The sequence below is a fragment of the Desulfocurvus sp. DL1XJH-121 genome, from assembly GCF_054819825.1.
Genome location: NZ_JBTVWW010000003.1, coordinates 68,106 through 94,183 on the forward strand (window position 1 = coordinate 68,106; position 26,078 = coordinate 94,183).

25 protein-coding genes and 1 tRNA gene are annotated in these 26,078 nt (G+C 64.8%); 17 read left to right on the forward strand and 9 right to left on the reverse strand.

Annotation, left to right across the window (positions count from 1 at the left end; all coding sequences use genetic code 11):
• Window positions 1-9: 9 nt before the first annotated feature.
• The 5 genes from flgK to ACYYG1_RS03225 all read right to left on the reverse strand — a co-directional run bounded on the left by flgK (window position 10) and on the right by ACYYG1_RS03225 (window position 5,594).
• The gene (gene flgK, locus ACYYG1_RS03205; protein ID WP_461208834.1) at window positions 10-2,106 is read right to left on the reverse strand and encodes a flagellar hook-associated protein FlgK; all 2,097 of its coding nucleotides are present in this window, start codon (window positions 2,104-2,106) and stop codon (window positions 10-12) included.
• Window positions 2,107-2,161: 55 nt separating this feature from the next.
• Entirely contained in the window at window positions 2,162-3,736 is a 1,575-nt protein-coding gene (locus tag ACYYG1_RS03210) for a flagellar hook protein FlgE (RefSeq protein ID WP_461208835.1), read from the reverse strand.
• Between the two features lie 40 nt (window positions 3,737-3,776).
• Window positions 3,777-4,469: a flagellar hook assembly protein FlgD gene (locus ACYYG1_RS03215; RefSeq protein WP_461208836.1), complete on the reverse strand. Its 693-nt coding sequence runs from the start codon at window positions 4,467-4,469 to the stop codon at window positions 3,777-3,779.
• A 225-nt stretch (window positions 4,470-4,694) separates the two neighbouring features.
• On the reverse strand, window positions 4,695-5,009 hold the full coding sequence (locus tag ACYYG1_RS03220) for an anti-sigma factor family protein (protein WP_461208837.1): 315 nt from the start codon (window positions 5,007-5,009) through the stop codon (window positions 4,695-4,697).
• Between the two features lie 24 nt (window positions 5,010-5,033).
• Window positions 5,034-5,594: an RNA polymerase sigma factor gene (locus ACYYG1_RS03225; RefSeq protein WP_461208838.1), complete on the reverse strand. Its 561-nt coding sequence runs from the start codon at window positions 5,592-5,594 to the stop codon at window positions 5,034-5,036.
• Window positions 5,595-5,993: 399 nt separating this feature from the next.
• On the opposite strand from ACYYG1_RS03225, the gene ACYYG1_RS03230 reads away from it, so the two are divergent.
• The 9 genes from ACYYG1_RS03230 (at window position 5,994) to ACYYG1_RS03270 (ending at window position 16,601) form a co-directional block, all read left to right on the forward strand.
• Window positions 5,994-6,701 carry a response regulator transcription factor gene (locus ACYYG1_RS03230; protein ID WP_461208839.1) on the forward strand — a complete coding sequence of 236 codons (708 nt, stop codon included), beginning with the start codon at window positions 5,994-5,996 and terminating at the stop codon, window positions 6,699-6,701.
• 8 nt (window positions 6,702-6,709) lie between these two features.
• Entirely contained in the window at window positions 6,710-8,176 is a 1,467-nt protein-coding gene (locus ACYYG1_RS03235) for an ATP-binding protein (protein WP_461208840.1), read from the forward strand.
• 1,014 nt (window positions 8,177-9,190) lie between these two features.
• A complete protein-coding gene (locus ACYYG1_RS03240) occupies window positions 9,191-10,090 on the forward strand; it encodes a transporter substrate-binding domain-containing protein (protein WP_461208841.1) in 900 nt (299 codons plus the stop codon).
• A 109-nt stretch (window positions 10,091-10,199) separates the two neighbouring features.
• The gene (locus tag ACYYG1_RS03245; RefSeq protein WP_461208842.1) at window positions 10,200-10,916 is read left to right on the forward strand and encodes an amino acid ABC transporter permease; all 717 of its coding nucleotides are present in this window, start codon (window positions 10,200-10,202) and stop codon (window positions 10,914-10,916) included.
• A 3-nt stretch (window positions 10,917-10,919) separates the two neighbouring features.
• A complete protein-coding gene (locus ACYYG1_RS03250; protein ID WP_461208843.1) occupies window positions 10,920-11,576 on the forward strand; it encodes an amino acid ABC transporter permease in 657 nt (218 codons plus the stop codon).
• Window positions 11,573-12,298 carry an amino acid ABC transporter ATP-binding protein gene (locus ACYYG1_RS03255; RefSeq protein ID WP_461208844.1) on the forward strand — a complete coding sequence of 242 codons (726 nt, stop codon included), beginning with the start codon at window positions 11,573-11,575 and terminating at the stop codon, window positions 12,296-12,298. The genes ACYYG1_RS03250 and ACYYG1_RS03255 overlap by 4 nt, the downstream gene beginning before the upstream one ends.
• Before the next feature lie 12 nt (window positions 12,299-12,310).
• Complete coding sequence (gene cuyB, locus ACYYG1_RS03260; RefSeq protein WP_461208845.1) at window positions 12,311-13,021, forward strand: cysteate racemase; 711 nt, start codon at window positions 12,311-12,313, stop codon at window positions 13,019-13,021.
• A 224-nt stretch (window positions 13,022-13,245) separates the two neighbouring features.
• Entirely contained in the window at window positions 13,246-14,841 is a 1,596-nt protein-coding gene (locus ACYYG1_RS03265) for a histidine kinase N-terminal 7TM domain-containing diguanylate cyclase (RefSeq protein WP_461208846.1), read from the forward strand.
• Between the two features lie 383 nt (window positions 14,842-15,224).
• Window positions 15,225-16,601: an outer membrane homotrimeric porin gene (locus ACYYG1_RS03270; RefSeq protein WP_461208847.1), complete on the forward strand. Its 1,377-nt coding sequence runs from the start codon at window positions 15,225-15,227 to the stop codon at window positions 16,599-16,601.
• 230 nt (window positions 16,602-16,831) lie between these two features.
• Here the strand turns inward: ACYYG1_RS03270 and ACYYG1_RS03275 are convergent.
• Window positions 16,832-16,908, reverse strand: a tRNA-Met gene (locus tag ACYYG1_RS03275).
• Window positions 16,909-16,998: 90 nt separating this feature from the next.
• On the opposite strand from ACYYG1_RS03275, the gene ACYYG1_RS03280 reads away from it, so the two are divergent.
• On the forward strand, window positions 16,999-17,724 hold the full coding sequence (locus ACYYG1_RS03280; RefSeq protein ID WP_461208848.1) for a glycosyltransferase family 2 protein: 726 nt from the start codon (window positions 16,999-17,001) through the stop codon (window positions 17,722-17,724).
• A 33-nt stretch (window positions 17,725-17,757) separates the two neighbouring features.
• Window positions 17,758-18,429 (forward strand): TVP38/TMEM64 family protein, encoded by a 672-nt coding sequence (locus tag ACYYG1_RS03285; protein ID WP_461208849.1) that lies wholly within the window; start codon window positions 17,758-17,760, stop codon window positions 18,427-18,429.
• 187 nt (window positions 18,430-18,616) lie between these two features.
• Here the strand turns inward: ACYYG1_RS03285 and ACYYG1_RS03290 are convergent, their stop codons facing one another.
• Both ACYYG1_RS03290 and ACYYG1_RS03295 read right to left on the reverse strand, forming a co-directional pair.
• Complete coding sequence (locus tag ACYYG1_RS03290) at window positions 18,617-19,231, reverse strand: phosphatase PAP2 family protein (RefSeq protein WP_461208850.1); 615 nt, start codon at window positions 19,229-19,231, stop codon at window positions 18,617-18,619.
• 56 nt (window positions 19,232-19,287) lie between these two features.
• Entirely contained in the window at window positions 19,288-19,953 is a 666-nt protein-coding gene (locus tag ACYYG1_RS03295; RefSeq protein WP_461208851.1) for a lactate utilization protein, read from the reverse strand.
• Between the two features lie 211 nt (window positions 19,954-20,164).
• Between ACYYG1_RS03295 and ACYYG1_RS03300 the strand changes: the two genes are divergently transcribed.
• From ACYYG1_RS03300 to ACYYG1_RS03325, 6 genes are all read left to right on the forward strand, one after another.
• Complete coding sequence (locus ACYYG1_RS03300; RefSeq protein ID WP_461208852.1) at window positions 20,165-21,058, forward strand: flagellin N-terminal helical domain-containing protein; 894 nt, start codon at window positions 20,165-20,167, stop codon at window positions 21,056-21,058.
• Window positions 21,059-21,210: 152 nt separating this feature from the next.
• Window positions 21,211-21,345, forward strand: a complete 135-nt coding sequence (gene rpmH, locus ACYYG1_RS03305) for a 50S ribosomal protein L34 (RefSeq protein WP_243547311.1) — start codon at window positions 21,211-21,213, stop codon at window positions 21,343-21,345.
• Window positions 21,333-21,710, forward strand: coding sequence for a ribonuclease P protein component (gene rnpA / locus ACYYG1_RS03310; protein ID WP_461208972.1), 378 nt, complete (start codon window positions 21,333-21,335; stop codon window positions 21,708-21,710). Before rpmH ends, rnpA begins: the two co-directional genes overlap by 13 nt.
• Before the next feature lie 19 nt (window positions 21,711-21,729).
• Entirely contained in the window at window positions 21,730-21,996 is a 267-nt protein-coding gene (gene yidD, locus ACYYG1_RS03315) for a membrane protein insertion efficiency factor YidD (RefSeq protein WP_461208853.1), read from the forward strand.
• 4 nt (window positions 21,997-22,000) lie between these two features.
• Window positions 22,001-23,623, forward strand: a complete 1,623-nt coding sequence (gene yidC, locus ACYYG1_RS03320; RefSeq protein WP_461208854.1) for a membrane protein insertase YidC — start codon at window positions 22,001-22,003, stop codon at window positions 23,621-23,623.
• 63 nt (window positions 23,624-23,686) lie between these two features.
• On the forward strand, window positions 23,687-24,541 hold the full coding sequence (locus ACYYG1_RS03325) for a Jag family protein (protein ID WP_461208855.1): 855 nt from the start codon (window positions 23,687-23,689) through the stop codon (window positions 24,539-24,541).
• A 229-nt stretch (window positions 24,542-24,770) separates the two neighbouring features.
• Here the strand turns inward: ACYYG1_RS03325 and ACYYG1_RS03330 are convergent, their stop codons facing one another.
• Window positions 24,771-26,045, reverse strand: a complete 1,275-nt coding sequence (locus ACYYG1_RS03330) for a type III PLP-dependent enzyme domain-containing protein (RefSeq protein WP_461208856.1) — start codon at window positions 26,043-26,045, stop codon at window positions 24,771-24,773.
• Window positions 26,046-26,078: the final 33 nt, after the last annotated feature.

Here is a 26,078-nt window from a genome sequence, read left to right on the forward strand (position 1 = left end):
GGCTCCCTCCTAGGCGATGCTCATCAAGGTCTCGAACATTTCGTTGGAGACTTCGATCATGTTCGCCGCCGCCTGGTACAGGCGCTGAAACTGCTCGACCCTGATCAGTTCTTCGTCCGAGTTCACGCCGGAGATGGATTCCTGCTCCTTCTCCAACTCGTTGGCCAGAATCGCATAGTAGGCTTTGTTGCTTTGGGCGGCGGCCGAGTCCGAGCCCACCCCGGAGACAAGGGCGTTGAGATACTCCTGCAGGGTCATGGTGCTGCTGTCCCCGGCCGAGGTGGTGATGGTGACATCCTTGGTCTCCAGGCCGCAGATGGCCAGAGCCGTATCGTTGCTGCCGTCGACCACCTCGCCCGAGGCGTCCACCATGCCGGCGTTGATGCGGGTCACGTCGCTGGAGACCACGGCGTTGACCCCGATGTCCGAAGCGCCGGTGCCGGTGAAATAGGTATTGATGCCCAGCCCCGCGAGCAGCCCGGTGGTGTCCCCGGCGAACTGGAACTCGTAGCCGCTGGCCGCGTCGATGGTCAGGGTGCCGTTGGTCACCGAGGCGGTGACGTTGCCGCCGAAGGAGGCGTTGATGGCCTGGGCCACGTCCGCCAGGGAATGCACCGCGGGATCGAAGGTGCTGGTGCCGGGCGGAATGATGCTGGAAAAATCCAGGGAAGTGACGCCCAGGGCGTCGCCGGTGGACTCGTCGTACAGGGCGATGGACAACGACCCGGAGGTAAGCTTGTCCGCGAAGTGCAGATCGCTTTCCGCCAGGGCCGCGGTGGCGTCATCCACTTGGTAGGTGCCCGTGACCGTGGAAAAATTGGAGGTGCCCGCGCCCTGGCTGAAGGCGTAGTTGACCTCCCAGATCAGGGATTCGGCAAAGGCGTCCAGCTTATCGGTGTACTCGCCGATCATGGAGTCGCGCGTGGCGAACAGGCCCGTGAGACTGCCGCCCGTGAGCCGTTCGTCTTCGTCTCCGCCGGTGGAGGATGCAAGGGGCGTGATGTTCTCGAAGGAGGAGGTATTCTTGTACCAGTACAGGCCGCTCTTGGCCATGACCGTGAAGGTGTCGCCCTTGGCCAGGGCGCCCGTGGCCGTGCCCGCGGGGTCGTCGTCCGCGCCGAACCAGATGGTCACGCCGTCCACTTCCACGGCCCCGGTCTGGCTGTCCGCGGTGTAGAGAACGTAGTCCCCGTTGTCGTCGGTGAGCCAGGTCTGGCCCCCGTCCAGGGAGACCCTGAACTGGGCGGCCGCGCCCGAACCGTCGGCCGTGCCCGGGTTGACCACCTTCAGGACGATCTCGTTGCTGGACTCGCCGTCGAAGTAGACCTGGCCGTCGAAGGTGGACTGGGAGGTCAGGGACGCCCAGGACTTGGCGTTTTCGTACTTGATCTCGTAGCTTTTGGAGCCGCTGACCAGAGGCTGCCCGGTACCCAGGTTAACCGCAACCTCGCCGCTGTCGTAGTATTGGACCTCCACGTCCATGTACTCCGCCAGCTCGCGGATCAGTGCATCGCGGTCGTCCAGCAGACTACCGTTGTCCGGGTCGCGCTGGATACTGGCGTTCAAGTCCGCCAGGCTCTCCAGGATGGTATTTACGGTCCCCACCTGGTCGCCGATTTCGCCCTCGATGAGCTCGGTCTGCTGCTCCAGGTCGTCGGCCATGTCCGTGAGCATGGTCAGCAGCGTGGAGGTGGCGCCGAGGAGCGCCGAGCGCGTGGACTCGCCGTCCGCGTCGGCGGAAAGCTTCTCCCAGCCCAGGAAAAACGCGGCCAGAGCCTGGTTGACGCCTTTCTCTTCGGACTGGTTGAAGATGCTTTCCACATAGCCGAGCCATTCCGCCTGGGTGGTCCAGCGCTCCTCCATGGTGGACTCTGAGAGGTACATCTTCTCCACGTATTTGCTGAAGGCGCGGTTCACGGCGGCCACGTTGACGCCGGTGCCCAGGCTGCCGTTGCCGGTGCTGATGACGTAGGATTCGGCCAGGCGCACCGTCCGGGCGTGGTAGCTCTCGTTGTCCGCATTGGCCATGTTGTTGGTGTGCACGCCGATGGCGTACTGCGCCGCGTTCAGCGCGCTCCAAGCGGTATAGAGAAGGGGATCGGCCATGATTAACCTCCGGCGAGGCAGCCCGCCCCCGAGCCCGGGGGCGGGCGCGCCGTTGTTAGCGCTTCAGTCCGATGACCGTCTGCAGCATGGTGTCGGCCGTGGAGATGACCTTGCTCGCGGCGTCATAGACGCGCTGGAAGGTGATCATCTTGACCATCTCGGTGCCCATGTCCACGTTGGACTGCTCCAGGGTGTTGGACTCGATGGACCCGAAGCTGCCGGTGTTGGCCGTGCCCGTGACGGCCTCCCCCGACTCGCGGGTGGCGCTGTACAGGTTGTTGCCCTGGCGCTCCAGCCCGTCGTCGTTGGGGAAGTTGGCCAGCCCGACCACGAAGAGGTCCTCGATCTGCCCATTGGAGTAAGAGCCCCTGATCACCCCGTCGCCGTTCACGGAAATGGACATCAGGTAGCCCGTGGGATAGCCGTCCTGGGCCCGGCTCCGGGTGGAGGACGAACCGTTGACGCTGGTGGTGGAGTCGGCCGCCAACTCCGGGGCGTAGAGGTTGCCCACGTTGCTGTAGTCCGAGCCGATGACCCCGGCGTTGGAGGCCGTGCCCGTCTCCCAGCCGATGGAGATCTCCGAGGAACTCAGGCCGAAATTCAGCTCGATGGGCCGGGCGTCCGCCTCGTTGGTGCAGCTGGCGTTCTCCGCGCCGGTGAAGTTGGCGCAGAACGAGGGCAGTCCATTCTCGGAAAGGTCGGCCAGGGTCCAGTTGGAAAGGTCCTTCATGTCGCCGCCGGCGTCGCTTTTGAGGGTGTAGGCGGTCACGCTGGTCAGCTCGCCCGAGGTGTTGAAGGTCATGGTGCCGCTCATGAGCAGCCCCGCGGCCGAGGTCTCGCTCATGGCCTGGCCGTCGATGGTCCGCCCGTCCTCGTCGGGCTCGCAGGTCACGATGTACTCGTAGGTCGTGTAGCCCGAAGTCTCGTTGGTGATGGAGTCATCATCCACCTTGTCGTAGTACACGGTCAGGACATGGGACGAGCCGTTCTCGTCGTAGACCGTGATGGTGGTGGTGTGCTCGTACAGGGCGTCGCCCAGGGGCGTGTCCTCGGTGCCGTCCCAGCTCTCGGCCATGGCGAAGAACGGGTTTGTGGCGCTGGTGCAGTGGTCCTTCGCATCGGAGTCCAGGTTCGAATAGAAGGTCACCTTTCCCGTGGCGGCCGGCGGAGACTGGGAGGCGTCGATCTGGATGTCCCCCATGGCGCCCACGATGTCGCCGTCGTCGTCCATGCCCCAGCCCTGGACCCGGTAGCCGTTGCTGTCTATCAGGTAGCCCTGGCTGTCGAAGGTGAAGGCCCCGGCGCGGGTGTAGTACGTGCTCCCGTTGGTGGGGTTCTCCACGATGAACCAGCCGTTGCCGGCGACGGCCAGGTCCGTGGCGCTGGTGGTGGTCTCCATGGCGCCCTGGGAGAAATTGCCATGGATGGAGGCCACGGACGACCCCGTGCCCACCTGGTCCACCCCGGCGGAGGTGTTCAGAGCCTGGTAGAAGGAATCCTCGAAGTTTATGACCGACCCCTTGAAGCCCACCGTGGCGGCGTTCGCGAGGTTGTTGCCCACGACGGAAATGCCCTGACTGGCCGTGAGCATGCCCGCTATGCCGGTGTACATGCTGCTGGTAACGCTCATCTTATACCTCGTGTGCCTCGGTTGAATGTTAGTGGCGGCCTCACTCCTCGGAGGAGCCGGCCTTGCTGTTCACGACCTTGCTCAAGCCCGAGGCGGCGATGGTGCGGCCGTCGGAGAGCTCAAGGTAGACTTCGCCGTCTTCGGCGAACACGGACTGGACCGTGCCCGAGACCTGCGTGGAAACGACGGAGGAATCCCCGTTCTCGTCGAAGACCTTGAAGGCGATGTAGTAGGAACCGTCGTCGACCTCGTTGCCGTCGAGGTCCAACCCGTCCCAGACATAGGAGTATTCCCCGGCGGCCAGCCCCCCGAGAGGCACTGTGGTGATCACATCGCCACCGGTGGTGAGGATGTGGGCGTAGGTGCTGGCGGAGTCGCTCGTCAGGGTGAAGGTCACGGTGCTGATGGAATCGCCGTCCTTGACGATGGTCGATCCGGCGGCCTCGACGTCCTTGCCAATGTAGCCGGTGGCATGGGCGAACAGCTCCTGGTCCATGATCTCCAGGGTCTCGTCCATCTTGGAACTGATTCCCTGCATGGTCTCCAGGGTGGTGAACTGGGCCAGCTGCGCGACCATCTCCGTGTCGTCCATGGGGTCCAGGGGGTCCTGCCATTCCAGCTGCGCGATGAGCAGATGCAGGAACGCGTCCTTGCCCAGCTCCGACGACGCTGTGTCGCTGGAGGAACTCGAACCATAGGATGCCGTGATCAGATCGGTGGCCGATGTGTACATGGCCTCGCCTCCTCGCTTTTGCGAATGCCCGGCGCGGACGCGTGGCGTCCGGGGCCGAACCGTTTCGCGAGCAGGCGGGTTGGTCGGCGCTCCCCCTCGTGTGCGGGAGGGGAGGCGATGGAGTCTAGACGCGCGGCCTCGTCCATGAGGCCGCATGGGCTGCGGGTCGGGTACGCGGCCCAGGACCGGGAGACGGCAAGTGCGGGCCGCTCCCTGTCCGAATCATCAGGCCGTGACGGCGCCTTCCCTCGGCGCGCCGCCCGGCACCAGGGCCCGGAGGGAGGCCGCCAGGTCCTCGGGAACGGATGCGGGCTTGTTACCCAGGAGCATGTACAGCTCCACCACCACCCTGCGGCAGGCGGAACAGGCCACCATATGGGCCTCCACAGCCGTGCGCTCGGCTTCGGGAAGGGTTCCGTCCAGGTAGCCCCCGAGGATCGTGAGCTCGGGGCAGTCCTTGCCCCTGCCGCGCGCACTCCCCAGTCCGCGCCGCTCACCAACACCCCGGTCGAAACAAGCCTTGATCACGTTCGTCATCATCTTGTCAGTACCCCTGCTTGGTCCCTAGGAGGCCCTGGCCTCGCTGTAGTGGTCGCGCAACCTGGAAAGCGCCTGATGCTTGATGGAGCGCACGGTCTGCGCCTTGATGCCCAGGGCGTCGGCCGCCATGGCCACGTCGTAGTCCTTGCAGTACAACAGACGCAGCACGGTGAGCTGCCGCTCGGTGAGCACGCCATCGGGAAACTCGGGCTCCTCCGGGGGGACCTCGGCCTCCACGCGCAAATCGCGGTCGAAGTCGTCCAGGGGGACGGAGTTGAAGAACCCGTACCGGACGTAGTCCAAGGCCGTGCTACGGGCGATGATGGTCAAATAGGTGGCCAGGGAACAACGCGAGGAATCGTAGCGGCGCAGCAGATTGAAATCACGCTTCACCAGACGGATGAAGACGTTCTGCGTAACGTCGCGAATGTCCTCGTGGTTGACCCTGTGGACTTTGGACTGGATGACCTTCTTCACTGCGGAATATACTACGGACATATACCGCGTTACGAAATCATCCCATGATTTCCTGTCACCCGAAATACAATTTCCCAAATCAACAGTGACCGAAAGAGCAGTAGCCATTGTCACTCCAAAGAGCCGCTTCAGCAATGATCTCCCCAGATCATCATGAAACCAGTGATGCGAGTCGGGTTCCCTACGCCTGCTCGCGTCATTACGAGGTCTTACGAGCGCAAAATCGAAAACATCCACGGCAGCGAAAAAAAGTGTGACTTTTTTCTGACGCTGTCCGGTGGATGTTTTTCTGGACTGCTACTTCCGAACCCTGTTTTATTTATTTGGATTATGTTTTGTTTAGATGTGTCAGTCTATTTCATGGATGATTAATGAACATTGTAGTGCATCAACATTCGTAAATATTGCTTTACAAATCTTAACAGACACAGGAACGTGTTTTCCGTTCACTCCTGCGGAGGAGTGAGGTATGCAGAAAGAGGGGAGGCTGACGCAGTGAGGGAAACGATGGAACAGATCCTCGTCATCGACGATGACGCGGAGCTCTGCGCGCTCCTCGAGGAATACCTCGGGCCGGAAGGATTCGGCCTGGAAACCGTGAGTGACGGCGAACGGGGTCTGGAAATAGCCCTGGCCGGAGGGCACGATCTGGTGATCCTCGACGTGATGCTGCCGGGGCTCAACGGCTTTGATCTGCTGCGAAGGCTTCGCGAAATGTCGCCCGTGCCCGTGATCATGCTCACGGCCAGGGGCGAGGACGTGGACAGGGTCGTGGGCCTGGAAATGGGCGCCGACGACTACATGCCCAAACCCTTCCTGCCCCGCGAACTCACGGCGCGCATCCGGGCGGTGCTACGCCGCGCCCAGCGGGGCGAGCACGACATGGGGACGGGGAAATCCCTGCGCGTGGGCAACGTGGAGATCGACACCGGCGCGCGCCAGGCGCGGGTGGACAGGAAAAACGTCCGGCTCACGGACGCCGAATTCACCATCCTGGAATCCCTGCTCGCCGAGGCCGGCAGCGTGGTCTCCCGGGAGCGCCTCTGCCGCACGGCCCTGGGCCGCGAGGCCGGGCCCGAGGACCGCAGCCTGGACGTGCATATCAGCAACCTGCGCCGCAAGCTGGGCCAGCCCGCGGATGACGCGCCGCGCATCAAGGCCGTGCGCGGGGCGGGCTACCTGTTCACGCTTCCGGCCAGGGCGGCGAAGGGCTAGGCCGCCGCATGCGCAGCCTGTTCGGCAAGATATTCATCTGGTTCTGCGCCACCGTGGTCCTGGGGCTCGTGAGCACCATCTCGGCGGGGTATTTCTTCAACCTGCCCGGCCCGGGAGACCGGCGCGGCCCCATTCCCGAACTGCTGCGCATCACCGGGCGGGACATGCTCGTGGCCTTCGAGACCGGAGGCCCGGCCAAGCTGCGCACCTATCTCCAATCCCTGGAAAAGGGCGCGGACCTGGTCAGCCGCCTGTACGACGACCAGGGCAACGAGCTTTCGGGCCTGGGCGGGTCCAAGGCTTTTTCCGCGGCCGTGGCCCAGCACCTGCTGGAAGTCCCCCTGCCCACGCCCGGGGCGCGCTCGACCAGCGAACACTGGGGCCCCAGGTTCCAGGCCGAGGACGGCACGTTCCGGATGCCGCCCCCGCCCAAGGGGCCGCCCCCCGGCGTCATGCGCCACGGCCATTTCATGGACACCGCATGGGTATTCTCCGACGACGGCACGCCCTACATCCGCCTGCTGAAGTTCCCCTCGCCCCTGCACCTGCTGCGCCTGTTCAGGGACAAGGCCTTCACCTCGCGCCTGCTGATCTTCCTGGGGGCCGGATTCCTGTTCTGCTATCTCCTGGCGCGCCATCTCTCGCGCCCGGTGCGCACCCTGCAGACCGCGACGCGGCGGCTGCGCGCCGGGGACCTCTCGGTGCGCGTGGGCCGGGAAAAGGGCCTGCACTACTCGGAGATCCGCAACCTGGCCCGGGACTTCGACAGCATGGCCGAGCGCCTGGAAAAGCTGGTGCGCACCCAGCAGCGCCTGATCTGCGACATCTCCCACGAGCTACGCTCGCCCCTGACCCGGCTGAACCTGTCCCTGGAGTTGGCGCGGCAGCGTTCCGGCCCCAAGGCCCGCAACGCCCTGGACTGCATCGAGACGGACTCGGCGCGCCTGGAGGAGCTCATCGACCAGGCCCTGGCCTTCGCCAGGATGGACAACCTGCCGGAAGAATCCCTGGAGGAGACCGTGAACCTTGGGGCGCTTCTGGTGGCCGTGGCCCGGGACGCGGACCTGGAGGCCCAGGCCAAGAACGTGACCCTGAAGGTGGACGTGCAGTCCACGGCCGTGCTCAGCGCCAGCCAGGAGCTCCTGCGCCGGACCCTGGAAAACGTGATCCGCAACGCCATCCGCCACACGCCCGAGAATTCCAGCGTGGACATCCTCATGACCCGGGAAGAAGGCGGCCGGGAGATCCTCGTCCGGGTGCGGGACTACGGCCCCGGAGCGCCGGAGGAGCACCTCTCGGACCTCTTCCGCCCCTTTTTCAGGGCCGACGCCTCGCGCGACAGGGGCACCGGGGGCACGGGTCTGGGCCTGGCCATCGCGTCGCGCGCAGTGCGCCTGCACGGCGGCAGCATCACAGCGGCCAACGCCACGGACGGCGGGCTGGTAGTGGACATCCGCCTACCCCTGGACGACTAGCGGGCGCGCCGGCAGCCCCGGACAACGTCCGACTCCGCCCGCCCCTCCGACCGTGAACCCGTCGGGAAGCCAAACGCCCCGGGCCCCCAGGCATTTCTCATGTGTTGGCGGCCCTCATCGTCCATCACAAAAATGTGAATACCAGCCCGAACGTCGTCAACCAGCCCGCATCCCGGGAACGGACGCCCCTGAGCGGGGATTTTACCGGCTCGGCACGCGCCCAAACGACCGCGCCCATCACGCGGGCGACGACCGCACCCATTTCCTTTATTGATCCCCGGCCCCTGGCACAGCCCGTTTGCCTCCCGGGCCGTTCACGGCCGCATCCTACCGCCGCCTCCGCCCGCGGAAACCGCCAATGCGTTCACGACCCGCACAGTGCCGCCTTGAGCACCTGCCGACGCGCAGTTGGTATACTGTCGACAACATACAAACACCCCCATTTGCGCCTTGCGGCAGGCTGAATTTTTCCGATACAGGAGCACACCTTTGCCTATGAAGACCAGACGCATGCAACGCCCTGGTGTTACAAGCCTGGCGACGCCCAAAACATACAACAATGAATGACTGCAACAGTTCCGCTATGCACCGAGGAACCCTTTATTTTACTGGAAAAAAATTGACAATACTGTTTGCTGGCGGCTAGTGTCCTCCGAGTGCCGTTTCTCATTTTTGTCAGATGAAATCCCTTGATTGCGCAGGAATCACACGTTCCCGGAGCACGCGGCAGGAATATTCGGCCCGCTTCGGACCGGCCGCAGGGCGATGCCCGGGCTCCTGCCACGACGCTGAAATTTCGCGACTGGCGCGCCTTTGCGGCGAAAAGACTTCGCAAAAAGACCCCAGCGAAAACCCACGCCCCGCTGGAAACCGCCCCCGGCTCGTGGTACGAACAAACAGTTTGGTAGATTTTTTGCACACCGTCACTCCAAGCTAGTGGCCCATTCAAGGCCTTGGACGCACGCACACCGCCGCTGACAAGGCAAGCACCACCCCCACAGGGAAGGATGAATCATGAAGAAATTTGCTGTTGTTCTGAGCGTCGTCACGCTCCTCGTCGGCATGCTGGCCGCCACGGCCAGCGCGGAAACCACCATGGAGCGCATCGAGCGCACCGGCGAACTGCGCGTGGGCTTCCGCGAGGGCTCCATCCCGTTCGCTTTCATGGACCCCAAGGTGGGCAAGTACCAGGGCTTCTCCGTGGACATGGCCGATGAACTGGCCGGCTACCTGGGCAAGCATTTCGGCAAGGAGATCAAGGTGGTCCCCACCATGATCACCCCCAAGACCCGCATCCCCCTGGTCATGAACAACACCATCGACTGCGAGATGGGCTCCACCACCTACACCCAGAAGCGTGAGGACATCGCCGACTTCAGCATGATCTTCTTCTTCTCCGAGACCACCTTCCTGGTGGCCAAGGACTCCGGGATCAAGAGCATGGCCGACCTGAGCGGCAAGCGCATCGGCGGCGCCCGCGGCACCACCAACCTGAAGGCCGTCGAGGACCTGGCCAAGGAAGGCAAGATCAAGCCCGCCGACATCGTCACCGTGGAGACCCACCCCCAGGGCATGCTGGCCCTGAAGACCGGCAAGATCGACGCCTACACCACGGACCGCAGCCTGCTCGAGGGCCTGCGCATGAAGGACAAGGACCCCGACCACTGGATGACCGTGGACTTCGCCATCGCCTACGAGCCTTACGCCTACATCACCCGCGAGAACGAGTCCGACTTCCGCGACTTCATCAACGACACCATCCTCTGGTCCATCAAGACCGGCAAGTTCTACGAGCTGTACGAGAAGTGGATGGGCCCCAAGGGCCTCGTGCCGCTGCAGATGTCCCAGGCCTACAAGGACTACCTGCAGATGATGGTCTACCCCATGGAAGACGGCTGGTGGGTCAAGAAGTAGCACGGCCCCCGATTACTGAAATCTGAGAAGGACCGTCGGGGGAGGCCTCTTCCCCGACGTCCTTTTTCCGACGAGCGTATTCCCTCCCCCCACTCACACGGAGAACAGAATGAACCTGGCGTACAAATTCGATTGGAGCGTGCTCTACGCCCAGCCATACAGCACATGGCTGATCAAGGGGCTGGGGCTGACCCTGCTCATCGGAAGTCTGGCGCTGATCATCGCATTCTTCCTGGGCGTGTTTCTCGGCACGCTCCGGGTTACGAAATACAAGCTCCTGCGCGGCATCGCCACGGCCTACGTCGAGGTATTTCGCAACATCCCCCTGATCGTACAACTTTTCTTCTGGTATTTCGCGGGCCCCATGCTCCTCGGCGACACCCTCGGCCGGGAGCTGAACCGCATGGCCAACCTGAACGTGCTGGTGGCCATCATCGGGCTCGGCATGTACACGGCCTCGCGCATCGCCGAGCACGTGCGCGCCGGGTTCGCGTCCATCAACAGGGACCAATACCAGGCCGTGCTGGCCACGGGCATGACCCAGGTGCAGATGTACCGCTACGTCATCGTGCCCTACGCGCTGCGGCTGATCATTCCGCCCCTGACCACGGAATTCCTCACGGTGTACAAGAACACCTCCGTGGCCATGACCATCGGCGTGGCCGAGGTCACCTTCCAGAGCGCCCAGATCGAGGCCGACACCTTCCACGGGCTGGAGGCCACAACCGGCGCCATGCTCATCTATCTGGTCCTGGGATTCGCGGTGGTCAAGGTCATGACCCTGGCGGAAGCGAAATACAAAATCAAAGGCCTGGTAGGTAGATAGAGCATGTTCGACGCAGTCATCAACAACATCGGCTTCCTGCTGGGCGGACTGAAGATCACCTTCTTCCTCACGGCCTTCGCCCTGAGCGGCGGCATCGGTCTGGGGATCCTCGTGGGTTTGGCGCGGCTCTCCTCCAACAAGTGGATCTACTACCCGGTGACCTGGTATGTGAACATCCTGCGCAACATACCGCTCATCCTGGTCATCTTCTGGGTTTATTTCGTGATGCCCATCCTGGTGGGCCGCTCCATCGATCCCCTGCCCTCGGCCATCGTGTCCTTCATCGTGTTCGAGGCCACCTATTTCGGCGAGATATTCCGCGCCGGGTACCAGACCATCAGCCGCGACATGGTCAACGCCTCGTACTCCACGGGCATGACCTACTGGCAGACGGCCCGCTACCTGACCATCCCCCTGGCGTTCAAGCGCATGCTGCCCAGCCTGATCACCCAGTCCATCGTGACCTTCCAGGACACCAGCCTGGCCTACGTCATCGGACTGCCCGAGCTGGTGCGCCGCGCATCCATCGTGGACAACATGGAAGTGGCCTCCATCCAGCTCTTCGGATTCGTGGCCGTGGTCTTCCTGCTCCTCTGCTATTCAGCCTCCAAGCTGAGCCATCACTTCGAGACAAAATACCGCGAGGCCAACATCTTATGATCAAGATCAAGAACATCAACAAATGGTTCGGCGACTTCCAGGTGCTCATCGACGTCAACGAGACCATCGAACAGAACCAGACCGTGGTCATCTGCGGCCCCAGCGGCTCGGGCAAGAGCACGCTCCTTCGCTGCATCAACGGCCTGGAGCCCTTCCAGCAGGGCGAGATCCTGGTCAACGGCACCTCCGTGGGCGACCCGGGCACGAACCTCTACGAGCTGCGCCAGCACATCGGCATGGTCTTCCAGCGGTTCGAGCTTTACCCGCACATGACCGCCATCCAGAACATCGCCCTGGCCCCCATCAAGGTCCGCAAATGGCCCAAGGAAAAGGCCTACGACAAGGCCATGCAGCTTCTGAGGCGCGTGGGCATCCCGGACAAGGCCGACGCCTACCCCGCCAACCTCTCGGGCGGCCAGCAGCAGCGCGTGGCCATCGCCCGCTCCCTGGCCATGGAGCCCCAGTACATGCTCTTCGACGAGCCCACCAGCGCCCTGGACCCCGAGATGATCAAAGAGGTTCTGGACGTGATGATCGGCCTGGCCAAGGAAGGCATGACCATGGTCTGCGTGACCCACGAAATGGCCTTCGCCCGCGAGGTGGCCGACGAGATCATCTTCATGGACGCCGGCAAGATCGTGGAGCGCGGCACCTATGGCGAATTCTTCAACAACCCCAAGACCGACCGGGCCAAGGAATTCCTGAGCCAGATCCTGGGCTAGGACGCACGAACAATGACGGAAAAAACCATCGGCATCCTGGGCGGCATGGGGCCCGAGGCCACCATGCGCTGCTACGCCGAAATCATCGCCAACACCCCGGCGGACAGGGACCAGGACCACATCCGCGTGGTCATGGACGCCAACCCCAAGGTCCCGGACCGCACCGACGCCATCCTGGGCCGGGGCCCCTCGCCCCTGCCCATGCTCCAGGCGGGCTGCGAGGCCCTGCAGCGCGCGGGCGCGGATTTCGTGATCATGCCCTGCATCTCGGCCCACTACTGGTTCGACGCCCTGGCCGAGGTCTCGCCCCTGCCCATGCTCTCCATGTTCGACGTGGTGGCCGAGGCCATCCGCGGCGCGCATCCCGAGATGGACGCCGTGGGCCTGGTGGGCACCACGGGCACCGTGCGGGCCGGGCTGTTCGCCGCGCGCCTCACGCGGGCCGGAATCAAGGCCCACGTCCCCACGGACGCGGACCAGGAGCGGGTCATGGAGGCCATCTACGGCATCAAGGGCGGCGAGCCCCCGGCCGCGCTCACGGCCAAGCTGACCAGCGTGTCCGCGAACCTGCTCGCGGCCGGAGCCAAGGCCATCGTGGCCTCGTGCACGGAGATCCCCCTGCTCCTGTCCCAGGCGAACCTGCCGGGCTGCCCGTACTTCGACTCCCTGCGCATGCTGGCCCGCGCGGCCATCCTCGAGGCCGGGCGCGAACCCGTGGCCTGACCCGGCGCGATATCACCGCAAACAAAAACCGCCCCCGGCAGAACCGGGGGCGGTTTTTTCGTCTGGAAAACCAGGAACCTGCCACAGAATCCGGGAATTCCCGCGCGCGGCAACACAAACGTCACGCCCCGCCATTAGACAAACATTGCGAGAAATGCGAGAAGCGCATGCGTGCGCACAGACGCGCCGCCGCCCCCCTCCCTCACGGGGCAAGGATTCGACTCGTGGACGTAAAGCTCCTCTTCATAGCGCTGCTCACCGTCTCGTCCGTGGTCACGGCCTTCCTGTCCGCGTACTGCGGGAGCAGGTTCAAGACGCCCGGGGCCAAGGCCTACGCCCTGCTCATGGCGAGCATCACGGCCTACACCCTGGGCTACGCCCTGGAGCTCCACAGCGGGACCCTGGAAGGCATCCGCACGGCCCTGCGCCTGGAGTACCTGGGCATACCGTTCATCCCGGCCTTCTGGATGATCCTGGCCATCCGCTATGCCGAGCCGGGCATGTCCATCCCCCGCGGGCTCTACGCGGCGATTCTCGTCATCCCGGTCCTGACCGTCGTCCTGCACTGGACCAACGCCCGGCACCACCTGTTCTACGCGAGCCTCGCCGTGAACGACTCCGGCCCCTTCCCCCTGGCGGACATCACCAGGGGCGTCTGGTACCACGTCAACCTGTACTACACGAACATCAGCGTGCTCGTCGGCAACGTCATCTTCCTGAAGATGGCGCTGCAAACCGTGGGCCCCTACCGCAAGCAGGCCGGATCCCTGTTCGCGGCCTCGCTCCTGCCCTGGGTCGGCAACTTCATCTACCAGATGGGATTCACTCCCTACGGCATGGACATCGTGCCCTTCGCCCTGGCCCTGTCCGGGACGATCATGGCCTGGGGCCTGTTCCGCTTCAGGATATTCCGCTTCGTGCCCATCGCCCGGGACACCATCTTCGACCTGATGCGCGACCCGGTCATCGTGCTGGACGATACCAACCACATCGCGGACTTCAACCCGGCCGCCGCCACCGTGTTCCCGGAGCTGGACAGGACGGTGTTCGGAGAGGCGGCCGCGCTGGTGCTGGCCGCATATCCGGACCTCCTGGCCCTCGTGCGCCAGGGCCGGGACGGCCAGGGCGCCCTGCACATCCAGGGACCGGACGAGGCGCAGGTTTTCGAGCTCTCGGTGATCCCCATCAGGACCAGGACCCAGCGCCGGGTCGGCCGGGCCATGATCCTCCACGACATCACCGGCCGCCAGCAGCTCCTGGACCTTTTGAGCGAGCTGGCCAACGTGGACGGCCTGACGGGGGCCTACAACCACCGCCACCTCATGACCCTGGCCAGGGAGGAGCTGACGCGCGCCAAGCGCTACCAGCACCCCCTGACCGTGGTCCTGGCCGATCTGGACCACTTCAAGAAGATCAACGACACCCACGGCCACCAGGCCGGGGACCAGGTGCTCAAAAGCGTGGTCCAGGTCTGCCGCAACAACCTGCGCTCCCACGACATCTTCGGCCGCTACGGGGGCGAGGAATTCGTCATGGTCCTGCCCGAAACCCGCCCCGAGGACGGGAAGAGAATCGTCGAGCGCATGCGCAGCGAACTGGCGGCCCGGAGCATCGTCCTGGACGAGGGCGAAATCACCGTCACCGCCAGCTTCGGCATGTCCGGCTACGACTGCGACGCGGCCCAGGGCGAGGACACCCTGCACGAGCTGCTGAAGCAGGCGGACCAGGCCCTGTACCAGGCCAAGCGCCAGGGCCGGAACCGCATCGAAATCGCCCCGGCCGCCCCCCCGGCCCAGCCCGAAGCCCCGGGCCTGCACTAAATTCCCGGTCTTTCCAGCCTGGCACAAAAAAACGGCCATGCCCAAAGCATGGCCGCCCGCTTTTCCCTTCGCCCCGTCGTCACTGCGCCACGGGGTTTATTTCTTCGGTTCCCAATTCGTAAAGAGAGCTTATCAAACCTACTGAAATCTTACCTATGGCCACCCCCAAAAGAAATACTTTTCGGCCTATCCAGGGCCCCTTCCCGGCTACGGCACGGAAAAACCGGCCGGAGCCACTTCCAGCCGGGCGGCTTGCCTTTGGAGGCGAGGATGAAAAGCACCCGCAGGAGCGGACAAACCGCATTTGCGCGTGTTTTGGAGGATGGACAGGGCATGACATATCAGATAGTCCCCCATTTTTCTTCCACAAAAACGGAGACGGAATGAAACGCTTCATCATTGTAGCCCTGGCCTGGTGCGTCCTTTTCGGCGCAGGCATGGCCAACGCCAAGGAAATGAACTTCACGAGCCAATTCTGGCAGTCTTTGGAATGGAGCAACAGCTCCGGCCTGGCGGACTCCAATCACAAGGGCGACAGCGAGGACGACTTCCAGGCCGCCCAGCGCGTGCGCATGTATTTCGAATACATCGATTCCAAGGACCTGCGCGGGGTGGTGGGCTTTGAGATCGACTCCACCTGGGGCTCCCCGGCCAACGGCGGCGCGCTGGGCACCGACGGAGTCACCGTGGAGGTCAAGCACGCCTACACGGACTTCAAACTGGCCGGAGCCGATGTGCGCGTGGGTTTGCAACCCCTGAGCTTCCCGTCCTGCGCCTTTGGAACGCCCCTGTGGGACGACGACGTGGCGGGCATTGCGGCCAGCTACCAGTTCAGCGACATGGTCGGGCTGACCGTCGCCTGGTCCCGCCTCATTGACCTAAACGCCAGCGATACGGGCTCTGCCAGCAGGAACGACGAGTACGACCTGTTCACCGTGATGTTGCCCCTGGCCGGCCAGGGCTGGGCCTGTACTCCCTATGCGATCTATGGGGCCGAGGGAGCGTATCAGACCTTGAGGGGGACAATAAATCCTTACCATTCCACAGGGACTCAAGACACCGAAATCTACTGGGCTGGCGGGGCCTTCAAGCTGGACGCATTCGACCCCTTTGTGCTGGGCCTGGACCTGATCTACGGCTCCGCGCAACATGGTTGCGCAGAAGACAGGGACCGCACAGGCTGGTTCGCGGCCCTGGACCTGGACTACAAGCTGGACAGCGTGACCCCGGCCCTCATCGCCTTCTACGGGTCCGGAGACAACGCCAACGCCGCCGACGGCTCCGAGGCCATGCCGACCATGACGGATTTCACGAACGGCGACGGCGGCTTTGAATCCTTCGCTCCCTCCAGGACGGGCTTCAACGGCTCCTATGCCGGGACCTCGGACAGGGTCCTGTGCAACAAGTACAACAACTACGGCATGTGGGGCCTGGGCATCGCCTTCAAGGACTTCTCCTTTGTTCGGAACCTGACCCAGACCTTCACCGTGATCTACGGCCAGGGCACCAACGACGCCGACCTGGTAAAGAACCACTCCGAATTAAGGAGCAATACATTTACCGGCTTCACGGACAAGGATTCCTACTGGGACGTGGAGCTGCATTCCGAATACGCCCTATACGAAAACCTGACCCTGTGGTCCGAGCTGGCCTTCATCCGCGCGGACCTGGACGAGGAGACCTGGGAGGGCAAGGACATAGGCCTTGGCGGCGTGACCACCTTCACCAAGTGTTGCCTGGGCATCAAGTACACCTTCTAGCGCCACCCGCTTGCAGCAAACAAAACAAAGGCCGGAGCCCCCAAGCGGGCTTCGGCCTTTCTGGATGGCGCCTTCGGGCGCGGGCAATCGTGCCGCGCCCAGATCGTCGCTGTCGTAGACGGCAAGGCCGTCAAGAACAGGCACAGCCCCGGGCCTGCACTGAGCCCCGAATTTCTCCGCCAAACACGAAAAAGCGGCTACGTTCATTGAACGTAGCCGCTTGATTTCTTTGGTAGCGGGGACAGGATTTGAACCTGCGACCTTCGGGTTATGAGCCCGACGAGCTACCGTACTGCTCCACCCCGCAACGCTGTAGAAAGGAGGGTTTAAACTCCGGCCCGTGCTTTGTCAAACGCTATTTACATTTTTTTTTCATTCCCGTATTCCTCTCCCCGTCATGACGGAAACCAATCTCATCTCCCTGGTCATCCCCGTGTTCAACGAGGAGGAAAACCTCCCCATCCTGCACCGGGAGATCACCGACGCCCTGTCCGACCTGCCCTGCCCCTGGGAGGTCCTGTACATAAACGACGCCAGCACCGACTCCTCGCTTGCCGTGATCCGCTCACTGGCCGAGGCCGACGAGCACGTGCGCTATCTGTCTTTCAGGCAGAACCGGGGCCAGTCCGCCGGGTTCGCCGCCGGGTTCCAGGAGGCCCGGGGCCGGGCCATCGTGACCATGGACGCGGACCTGCAGAACGACCCCGCCGACGTGCCCGCCATGCTGCGCCTGTACGACGCCGAGGGCGCGGACATGGTCATCGGCTGGCGCACCACGCGCAAGGACACCCAGGTCAAGCGCCTGTCCTCGCGCCTGGCCAACGCCGTGCGCAACTGGTGGACGCGCGAGACCGTGCACGACACGGGCTGCTCCCTGAAGATCATGCGCGCGGACATGGCCCGCAAGATGCCCGTGTTCAAGAACATGCACCGCTACCTGCCCACGCTCATGAAGATGCAGGGCGCGCGCGTGCTGGAAATCCCCGTGAACCACCGCCACCGCGTGCACGGGGAGAGCAAATACGGCACCTGGGACCGCGCCAAGGCCGGGATCTACGATCTCATCGGCGTGCGTTGGCTCCTGGACCGGGCCATCAACTACGAAATCGACGAACGGAAGTAGCGCCCCGCGCGCTCTCCGCCACGGCCACACTCCATGGACCGCAAACAAGCCCGCGCCTACCTCAAGGGATTCGCCATGCTCGCCGTGCTGGCCGGGCTGGGCCTCGGCCTGCGCGCCGCAGGCCTGGACCAGGCCCTGGACGAGCACTGGATCGACGCCCACATCCGGGGCCAGGGGCTCTGGGGCTGGGGGCTGTTCCTGCTGGCGGCCGGGGCCTTCACGGGCCTGGGCCTGCCCCGGCAGATCGTGGCCTTCCTGGGCGGCTACGCCTACGGCTTTTTGGGCGGCACCCTGGCCGGGACCCTGGGCACGGCTCTCGGCTGCGCCCTGGCCTTCTTCTTCGCGCGCTTCCTGGGCCGGGGCTACGTGGCCCGGCGCTTCGGCGGCAAGATCGCCAAGGTGGACGCGTTCCTGCGCGAAAACCCCTTCTCCATGACCCTGATCATCCGCTTCATGCCCGTAGGCAGCAACATCCTCACCAACCTCGTGGCCGGGGTCAGCTCCGTGGGCGCGCTGCCGTTCCTGGCGGGTTCGACCCTGGGCTTCGTGCCCCAGACCCTGATCTTCGCGCTCCTGGGCAGCGGGTTCAAGGTGGACTTCGCCTGGCGCGTGACCCTGGCCGCCATCCTCTTCGTCCTGTCCACGTGGTGGGGATTCGTGCTCTATCGGAAGAAGCGAGCATCCACCGTCCTCAACGGCGACTGACTTTTCGTCCCAGAGGCGCGATCTGCTTCGTTGCTGCGGGCAATGCAACCCCTCGCGTATTAGGAGTACAGCTCTGCTCTCGATATCTGTAAGGCTCGAAGACTCGCCTAACAGCTAGTCGGTCGTCGGGGCTGCATCGCCCTTGCGCCTCGCATCTCACATCTCTGGAACGAAAAGTTACAAACTCCTACTGATCAGAAAAAGGACGCCCCGGCAGGCGAAAGACCTCGCCCGCCAGGAGGGAGGCTGCGGCCTGCACCAGCATGGCCGCGCCCAGGCCGATGAGCCAGCCCATGAATACGTCCGTGGGGTAGTGCTTGCCCAGGTACAGCCGGGACCAGCCCACCAGAAGGGGCAGGAGCCAGACCCAGCGCCGCGTGCCCGGCCAGAGCAGCCAGATCAGCGCGGCGGCGGCCATGGCGTTGGAGGCGTGGGCCGAGGGGTAGGAGCTGCCCTTCTCCTTGGTCTGCACGAAGTCCGCGGGGCGCTGGTTCCACTGCCCGTCCTCCACGAACCACGTCCCGGCCACGGCGTTCAGGGGCCGCACCCGGCCGCTCATCTCCTTGATGAGATGGGTCCCGCCGTCGGAAACGCCCACGGCCACGAGGAGCAGCAGCGTGCCCGCGAGCTGCGTGCGCAGGCCCAGGCGGCGTACGCCCAGCACCAGCCCCGCGAGCACGAGGATCCAAAGGAACGGGGGCCAGGAAAACAGCCGCGAGAGCACGTCCAGCGGGGCGCAGCGCAGATTCTGGTTGAAAAACTCCAGCAGGGCCAGGTCGAAGCCCGGCGTGGCGAAAGGCATGAAGACTCCTTGAAAGATGCGTGGGCGCGCTCCGGGCGCGCCCTACGAACTCGTGGTCACAATCCAAGTTCCTGGTCCACCAGGATAACCTTGATGCGGTTCTTGGGCCAGGACTTCTCGGTGATGGACCAGGTGTTGCAGATCCGGTCCGGGGCGGTGCAGTCCTCGCAGCGCATGGTCTTCACGCAGGGCGTCTTGCGCTCCAGGCGCATGCAGTTCAGGGGCGCGGCGTAGTTGCGCACCCGTTCGAAGGCGGCCGTGAGGTTGGGCACCAGCTTGTTGCGCCCGGCCACCACCACCACGAACCTGGGGCCGAAGGCCATGGCCGCCACGCGGTTGCCCGTGCCGTCCAGGTTCACGATGCGCCCGCGCTCGGTGATGGCGTTGGCCCCGCACAGGAACAGGTCCACGGTGAGCGCCTTGCGCCGCATGGCCAGGACCTCGTAGCGCCGCTTGCCCGTGTCGTAGGTGTCCAGCACCTCCAGCCCCTCCACGGCCTTGATCCCCTCGTAGATGCCCGTGTGCACCAGGGTCATCGACCCGCCGAAGGACACGCTCTTGACCTTCTCCTCCTCCATGAGCCGCGGCAGCAGCTCGTCCAGCACCAGGGCCTTGGCCGCCCCGGCCCCGGCGACCACGTAGGGTTCGAAGTTGTTGCGGGCCAGGGCCTTTTTCATCCTGTTCAGACGCGCCTCGTTGTAGGCGGCTACGGGATTGTCCATGCTCCTGTCTCCGTTGGGGTTTCTTTCCCATGCTCTGCCCCAGCCCCGGCGCCCGGGTCAAGGCCCGTGCACGGCCAAGGCGGCGGGAAAATCGCGCGATTTCCCCAAAAACGCCTGGCAACCCTAAAGATTTCCCTCCTCCCCTCCGATAGATGTTGAGTCTGGGACCGACCCAATAGGATTGAGGACAACCGAGCGAGACGGAGGCCCCATGTCCCTTGTCATCAATCACAACCTGATGTCCACCACGGCCGCGCGCAACCTGGGCACGGCCTTCGGCATGCTGACGGAATCCGTCAGCCGCCTGTCGTCGGGCCTGCGCATCACCTCGTCCGCGGACGACGCCGCCGGCCTGGCCATCCGCGAGCTCATGCGCTCGGAGATCGCCAGCATGCACCAGGGCGTGCGCAACGTGAACGACGCCATCTCCCTGATCCAGACCGCCGACGGCGCGGCCCAGGTGGTGGACGAGAAACTCATCCGCATGAAGGAGCTGGCCGAGCAGGCGGCCACGGGCACCTACAACTCCGACCAGCGCCTGATCATCGACTCCGAGTACCAGGCCATGGCCTCGGAGATCACCCGCATCGCCAACGCCACGGACTTCAACGGCATCCATCTGCTCAACGGCAACCTCTCGGGCGAGAACTCGGCCCACAGGGGTTCGGGCCTGGTGGCCACGGGCCCGCTCAAGGTCCACTTCGGCTCGGGCAACGACTGCGCCGAGGACTACTATTACATCTCCATAGGCGACATCACGGCCTCGGCCCTGGGCGTGGGCAACTCGTCGGCCGCCGGCGCGGGCTTCTCCATCTCCACCCAGTCCGCGGCCCAGCACGCCCTCACGGCCCTGAACGAGGCCATCGTCTCCAAGGACAAGATCCGCGCCAACCTCGGGGCCCTGCAGAACCGGCTCTACGCCGTGACCAACCTGGAGATCATGGCCGAGAACCTCATGGCCTCGGAGTCCCGCATCTCCGACGTGGACGTATCCCTGCAGATGACGCAGTTCGTGCGCGCCCAGATCCTGTCGCAGACGGCCACGGCCATGCTGGCCCAGGCCAACAGCCTGCCGCGCATGGCCCTTCAACTCATCGGCGGGTAACGGCCCGCTCTCCGGTCTTGACATCGAACCAACCCTGGGGCACACAGTTCGGCCCCGGCCCAAGCCCCCTGGCGCGTCCGGTGGCGGCTTGACTTCGCCCCGTGCAACGGTTAACAAGTCGCGTTTACATCACCCGCTAAGGAGAAACAGCCATGAAAAGAACATATCAACCCAGCAAAACCAGAAGGAAGAGGACCCACGGCTTCCTGGTCCGCTCCCGCACCAAAAACGGCCGCGCGGTGCTGCGCCGCAGGCGCGCCAAGGGACGCAAGAGATTAGCCGTCTAGCTTTTCCGCGTGAAAACCGCCTTTTGAGGCGGCCCCTGTTCCTGGCCTGCTACGACCACGGGAAGAAATTCCATTCCAGGCATTTCTTGCTTTTCGCGCTTCCCAACCCCGACCCCGAGACGACCTGGCGACTCGGGGTCGCAGTGAGCAGGAAATTGGGGGTCGCGGTTCGCAGGAACCGCATTAAACGCCTGCTGCGCGAGTTCTTCCGCCTGAACAGGGACCGCATCCAGACCCCCGTGGACTATGTGGTCGTGCCCAAGCGCCATGTGGACGCCAAGCGCCTCGACATGGACACGGTGAGGGAGGAGTTGCTCCCCCTCCTGGACAGGACCCAGCGCGCGCCAGGCCCTACGACGGGGTAACCCCCGCAGGCCATAGAGCATGAGAACCGTACTCTGTCTGCTCATCCGCGTTTACCAGCGCGCCATTTCCCCTCTTTTCCCGCCCACGTGCAGGTTCGTTCCCACATGCTCCGCCTACGCCCTGGAAGCCCTGACCGTGCACGGCGCGCTCAAGGGTTCCTGGCTCACCCTGCTGCGGCTCCTGCGCTGCCACCCCTTATGCAAGGGCGGCTATGACCCCGTACCCCCGAAACCATCCGGCGCGCCCGCAGGGTCGACGCAGGCCAACACCTCCACAGGGACCTAAGATCATGGACAACGACAACAATACCAAGCGCACCATACTGGCCATCGTCCTGTGCACCATCGTCCTGGTGGGCTGGTCGTATTTCTTCAGCCCCAAGCAGCAGCCCGTGCAGCCCGGACAGGAAACCGCCCAGGTGCAGCCCGGACAGGAAGGCGGCACGGCCCCCGTGGCGCCCACCGCGCCCGTGGTTCCCGTTGCCCCGCCCGCGTTCACCCCGGCCGCGGGCCAGGACGTGACCGTGGACACCCCCCTGTTCAGGGCCGTGTTCAACTCCGCCGGCGGCGTGCTCACGGATTTCGAGCTCAAGAACTTCAAGGAAAGCATCGAGGACGGCGCGCCCCTGGTGAACCTGGTCTCCCCCGACGCCGTGAACAAGGGCCTCCTGGGCCTGCTGTGGAACGGCGAGGGCACCTGGCGCGGTGCCCAGTGGGCCGCCCCCGAGGCGCCCGCCGTGGCCCTGGAGCCCGGCGGCGAGACCAGCGTGACCTTCTCCGGCGCCCTGGGCGACCTGCACGTCAAGCGCACCCTGACCTTCAAGGCCGACAGCTACCTGATCCAGGAGCGCGTGTCCCTGGTCAACGCCGGGGCCACCCCCCTGTCCGGACGCCTGGGCTTCACCCTGGCCAGCAAGGCCCTGTCCGCGGAGAACGACCGCTACAACCCCACGCGCGTGTCCTGGCTGGACAAGGATGGCGTGGACAACGAGAACGACACCGGCGACCTGGGCGAGGGCCTTTCCCGGCGCGACGCCCTGCAGTGGAGCGCCGTCCAGAGCAACTATTTCGCCATGGCCGTGACCCCCGAAGAGGGCGACCTGGCCATGCACGCCCGCTATGACGGCGGCCTGTACCGCCTGCAGGTGGACAAGGAAAACGTGGACGTGCCCGCGGGCGGCATGCGCGAGGTGACCAACACCTATTTCTTCGGCCCGGTCACGGCCAAGACCCTGGCCGCCGCCCCCCACGGCATGGACGAGCTGGTGACCTACGGGTTCTTCGACATCCTGTCCAAGCCTCTGTTGCAGCTGCTCAACTTCCTGTACGGCTGGGTGGGCAACTGGGGCGTGGCCATCATCCTGTTGACCATCATCATCAAGATCGTGTTCTGGCCCCTGTCCAACAAGAGCTACCGCTCCATGAACTCCATGAAGAAGATCCAGCCGCTGATGGCCAAGATCAGGGAGCAGTACAAGGACGACCGCCAGAAGATGAACCAGGAGATGATGCAGCTCTACAAGACCTACAAGGTCAACCCGGCCGGCGGCTGCCTGCCCATGGCCCTGCAGATCCCCGTGTTCTTCGGGCTCTACCAGGCGCTGTTGGGGGCCATCGAGCTGCGCCACGCCAGCTTCATCCCGCACCTGCCCTTCACCGACATGATCTGGCTGGCCGACCTCTCGGCCAAGGACCCCTACTACATCACTCCGCTGATCATGGGCGCGACCATGTTCCTGCAGCAGAAGATGACGCCCGCTCCCGGGGACCCGACCCAGGCCAAGGTCATGCTCTTCATGCCGGTAATCTTCACCTTCCTGTTCCTGAACTTCCCCTCGGGACTGGTGGTGTACTGGCTGGTGAACAACGTCCTTTCCATCGCCCAGCAGTGGTCCCTGACCCGCAAGGCATAGCCAGAAGCAACCAAGCTTTGCCAGGCCCAGCCGTCAGGCGCGCCACCCTCGCGAGGAGTTTTGATGCAAGCATTCAAGGAGTTCACGGATAAGGACCTAGACGCCGCCATCGCGGCGGCCTGCGCGCACTTCGGCGTGGAGCGCGCAAAGCTGGAGATCGACATCGTTTCCAGCGGCTCGTCCGGCATCTTCGGGCTGATGGGCAAGAAGGCCGTGGTCAAGGCCCGGCTGCGCGAAAAGCGCGAGCCCTTCGCCGACCTGGTGAAGGGGGAGTCCGTGCTGGACGCCGTGCCCGAACCGCCCGCCGAAGAGCCCGCAGCGCCCAAGGCCGAGGCCAAACCCGCGGAGCCCGCCCCCGAGGCGGCCCCCGCCGCCCCCGCTCCGGCCGAAGACGAGCGCCCGGACCTTCGGGAGCCGGAGCCGGACCTGGAGACCCTCAACGCCGAGGTGCGCGAGGTCATGGAGAAACTCCTGGCCCCCATCATCGGGGAGACCAGCCTCACCGTGAGCAACGAGCCCGGGCGCATCAAGGTCCAGGTGGACGACGAGGCCAACTCCGGCCTGATCATCGGCCGCGAGGGCCAAACCATCACGGCCCTGCAGTACATCGCCAACCGCATCCTGGCCCGCAGGTTCCAGACCTCGCTGCGCGTGCACCTGGACGCCGGGGACTACCGCGACAAGCAGGACGACAACCTGCGCAAGCTGGCCCTGTACCTGGCGGACAAGGCCAGGGACCAGGGCCGCACCCAGAGCACCAAGCCCCTGTCCTCATACCACAGGCGGCTGGTGCACATGGCCCTGCAGGACGACGAGTCCGTGAGCACCCGCTCCAAGGGCGAGGGCCCGCTCAAGCGCGTGCTCATCCACCCGGTGGACTCCCGCCGGGGCGGCAACGGCCGCCAGCACAGGGCATAGCAGGCCGCCCCAAAGACGCGATCTGCTTCGTCAGCGAAACAATCCAGACCGCTTATGTATGTCCAATACACTGCGCGCCCTGGATTGTTCCGCTTCCTCGCATCTCACATCTTTTGAACGGCCTGCGGGGAAAGACTTTTAAATATTCCGCAGGAACTAAGACGACATTGCATGCACAACGGGCCGGTCCCCTCGGGGATCGGCCCGTTTTTCGTGGACAGCAAAAAGACTAGGACCAGAAGCGGAGCACGTCCTCCACGCTCTCGCGCTTGCGCAGGACCGTGAAGGCGTACCCACCGTCCCGGCGCTCGAAGCCCAGGACCTGGGGCATCTGGCGGGAATTGTAGCGCGACCACATGGACAGGGTGTAGGCCCCGGCGTCGCGCACCAGCACCCAGTCCCCCTGCTCCAGGGCGGGCATGGGGGCCTCTCGCGCCGGGAAGTCGCCCTGGAAGCACAGGGGTCCGGCCACGCGCTGGGCGATGGCGGGGCCCTCCTTGATCCGGCCCGAGGCGTCCAGGGCCAGGACCTCGTGCCGCCAGTCCCCGGGGTTGTAGCACTCGCGCAGGAACATGTCCGCGCCCAGGTGGATCACGGCCATGGGCATGCCGCCGTGGGGCTTGACGTATTCCACGCGCGAGGCCGCGAACCCGGCCCCGGCATGCACAGCGCGGCCGAACTCCGTGCACAAGGCGAACTCCCCGGCCCAGAACCCCGGGCAGGCCTCGCGCAGGGCCCGGGCGTAGTCGCCCAGGGTCGGCTTGGGATCGCCGGCCGCGTAGGTCGCGGGCAGGCCCCCGCCGATGTCCAGGGTGCGCACCCGGCCCCCGGCCTCGCGGGCCAGGTCCGCCAGCACGCGCGCCCCGGCCGTGAGCTGGTCCAGGGAACAGCCCTGGGAGCCCACGTGGGAGTGCAGGGCCGTGAGCCAGGGGTACTTTTCCAGGGCGGCCAGGATCTGGGCCCGGCACTCGCCCACGGGCACGCCCAGCTTGTGCACGCCCGCGGCCACGGAGGTGGACGGGATGGCCCCGGCGCCCACCTGCGGGTTCACGCGCAGGCCCACGGAGGACTTCACCGCGCCCCGGGTCCGCACCAGTTCGGCCACCCGCTCCAACTCCTGGAAATTGTCCACGTTGAGGTGCGCGCCCACGGCCAGGGCCAGGGCGATCTCCTCCCCGGTCTTGGCCGGGGAGTCGAAAAGGATGCGCCGGGGCTCGAACCCGGCGGCCAGGGCCATGTGCAGCTCGGGCAGGGAGGCCACCTCCGCGCCCAGGTCCGGGTGCAGGCCGCGAATGAAGGACAGCACGGAGGCCAGGGGATTGGCCTTCACGGCCACGGCGTGCAGGGTCCCGGGCGGGAAGGCCTCCACGGCCTCCAGGGCCCGGGCGCGCAGGCGGTCCAGGTCGTAGAGCACCAGGGAGGTGTGCTCCGGGCCCGCGTGCCCCTGGGCCATGGCCGCGCGCAGGGCTCCGGCCGTGTCGTTGCAGGGAATGCGTCGTTCCATGGGTCGAGGATACTCCGCCCCGCATGTCCTGGG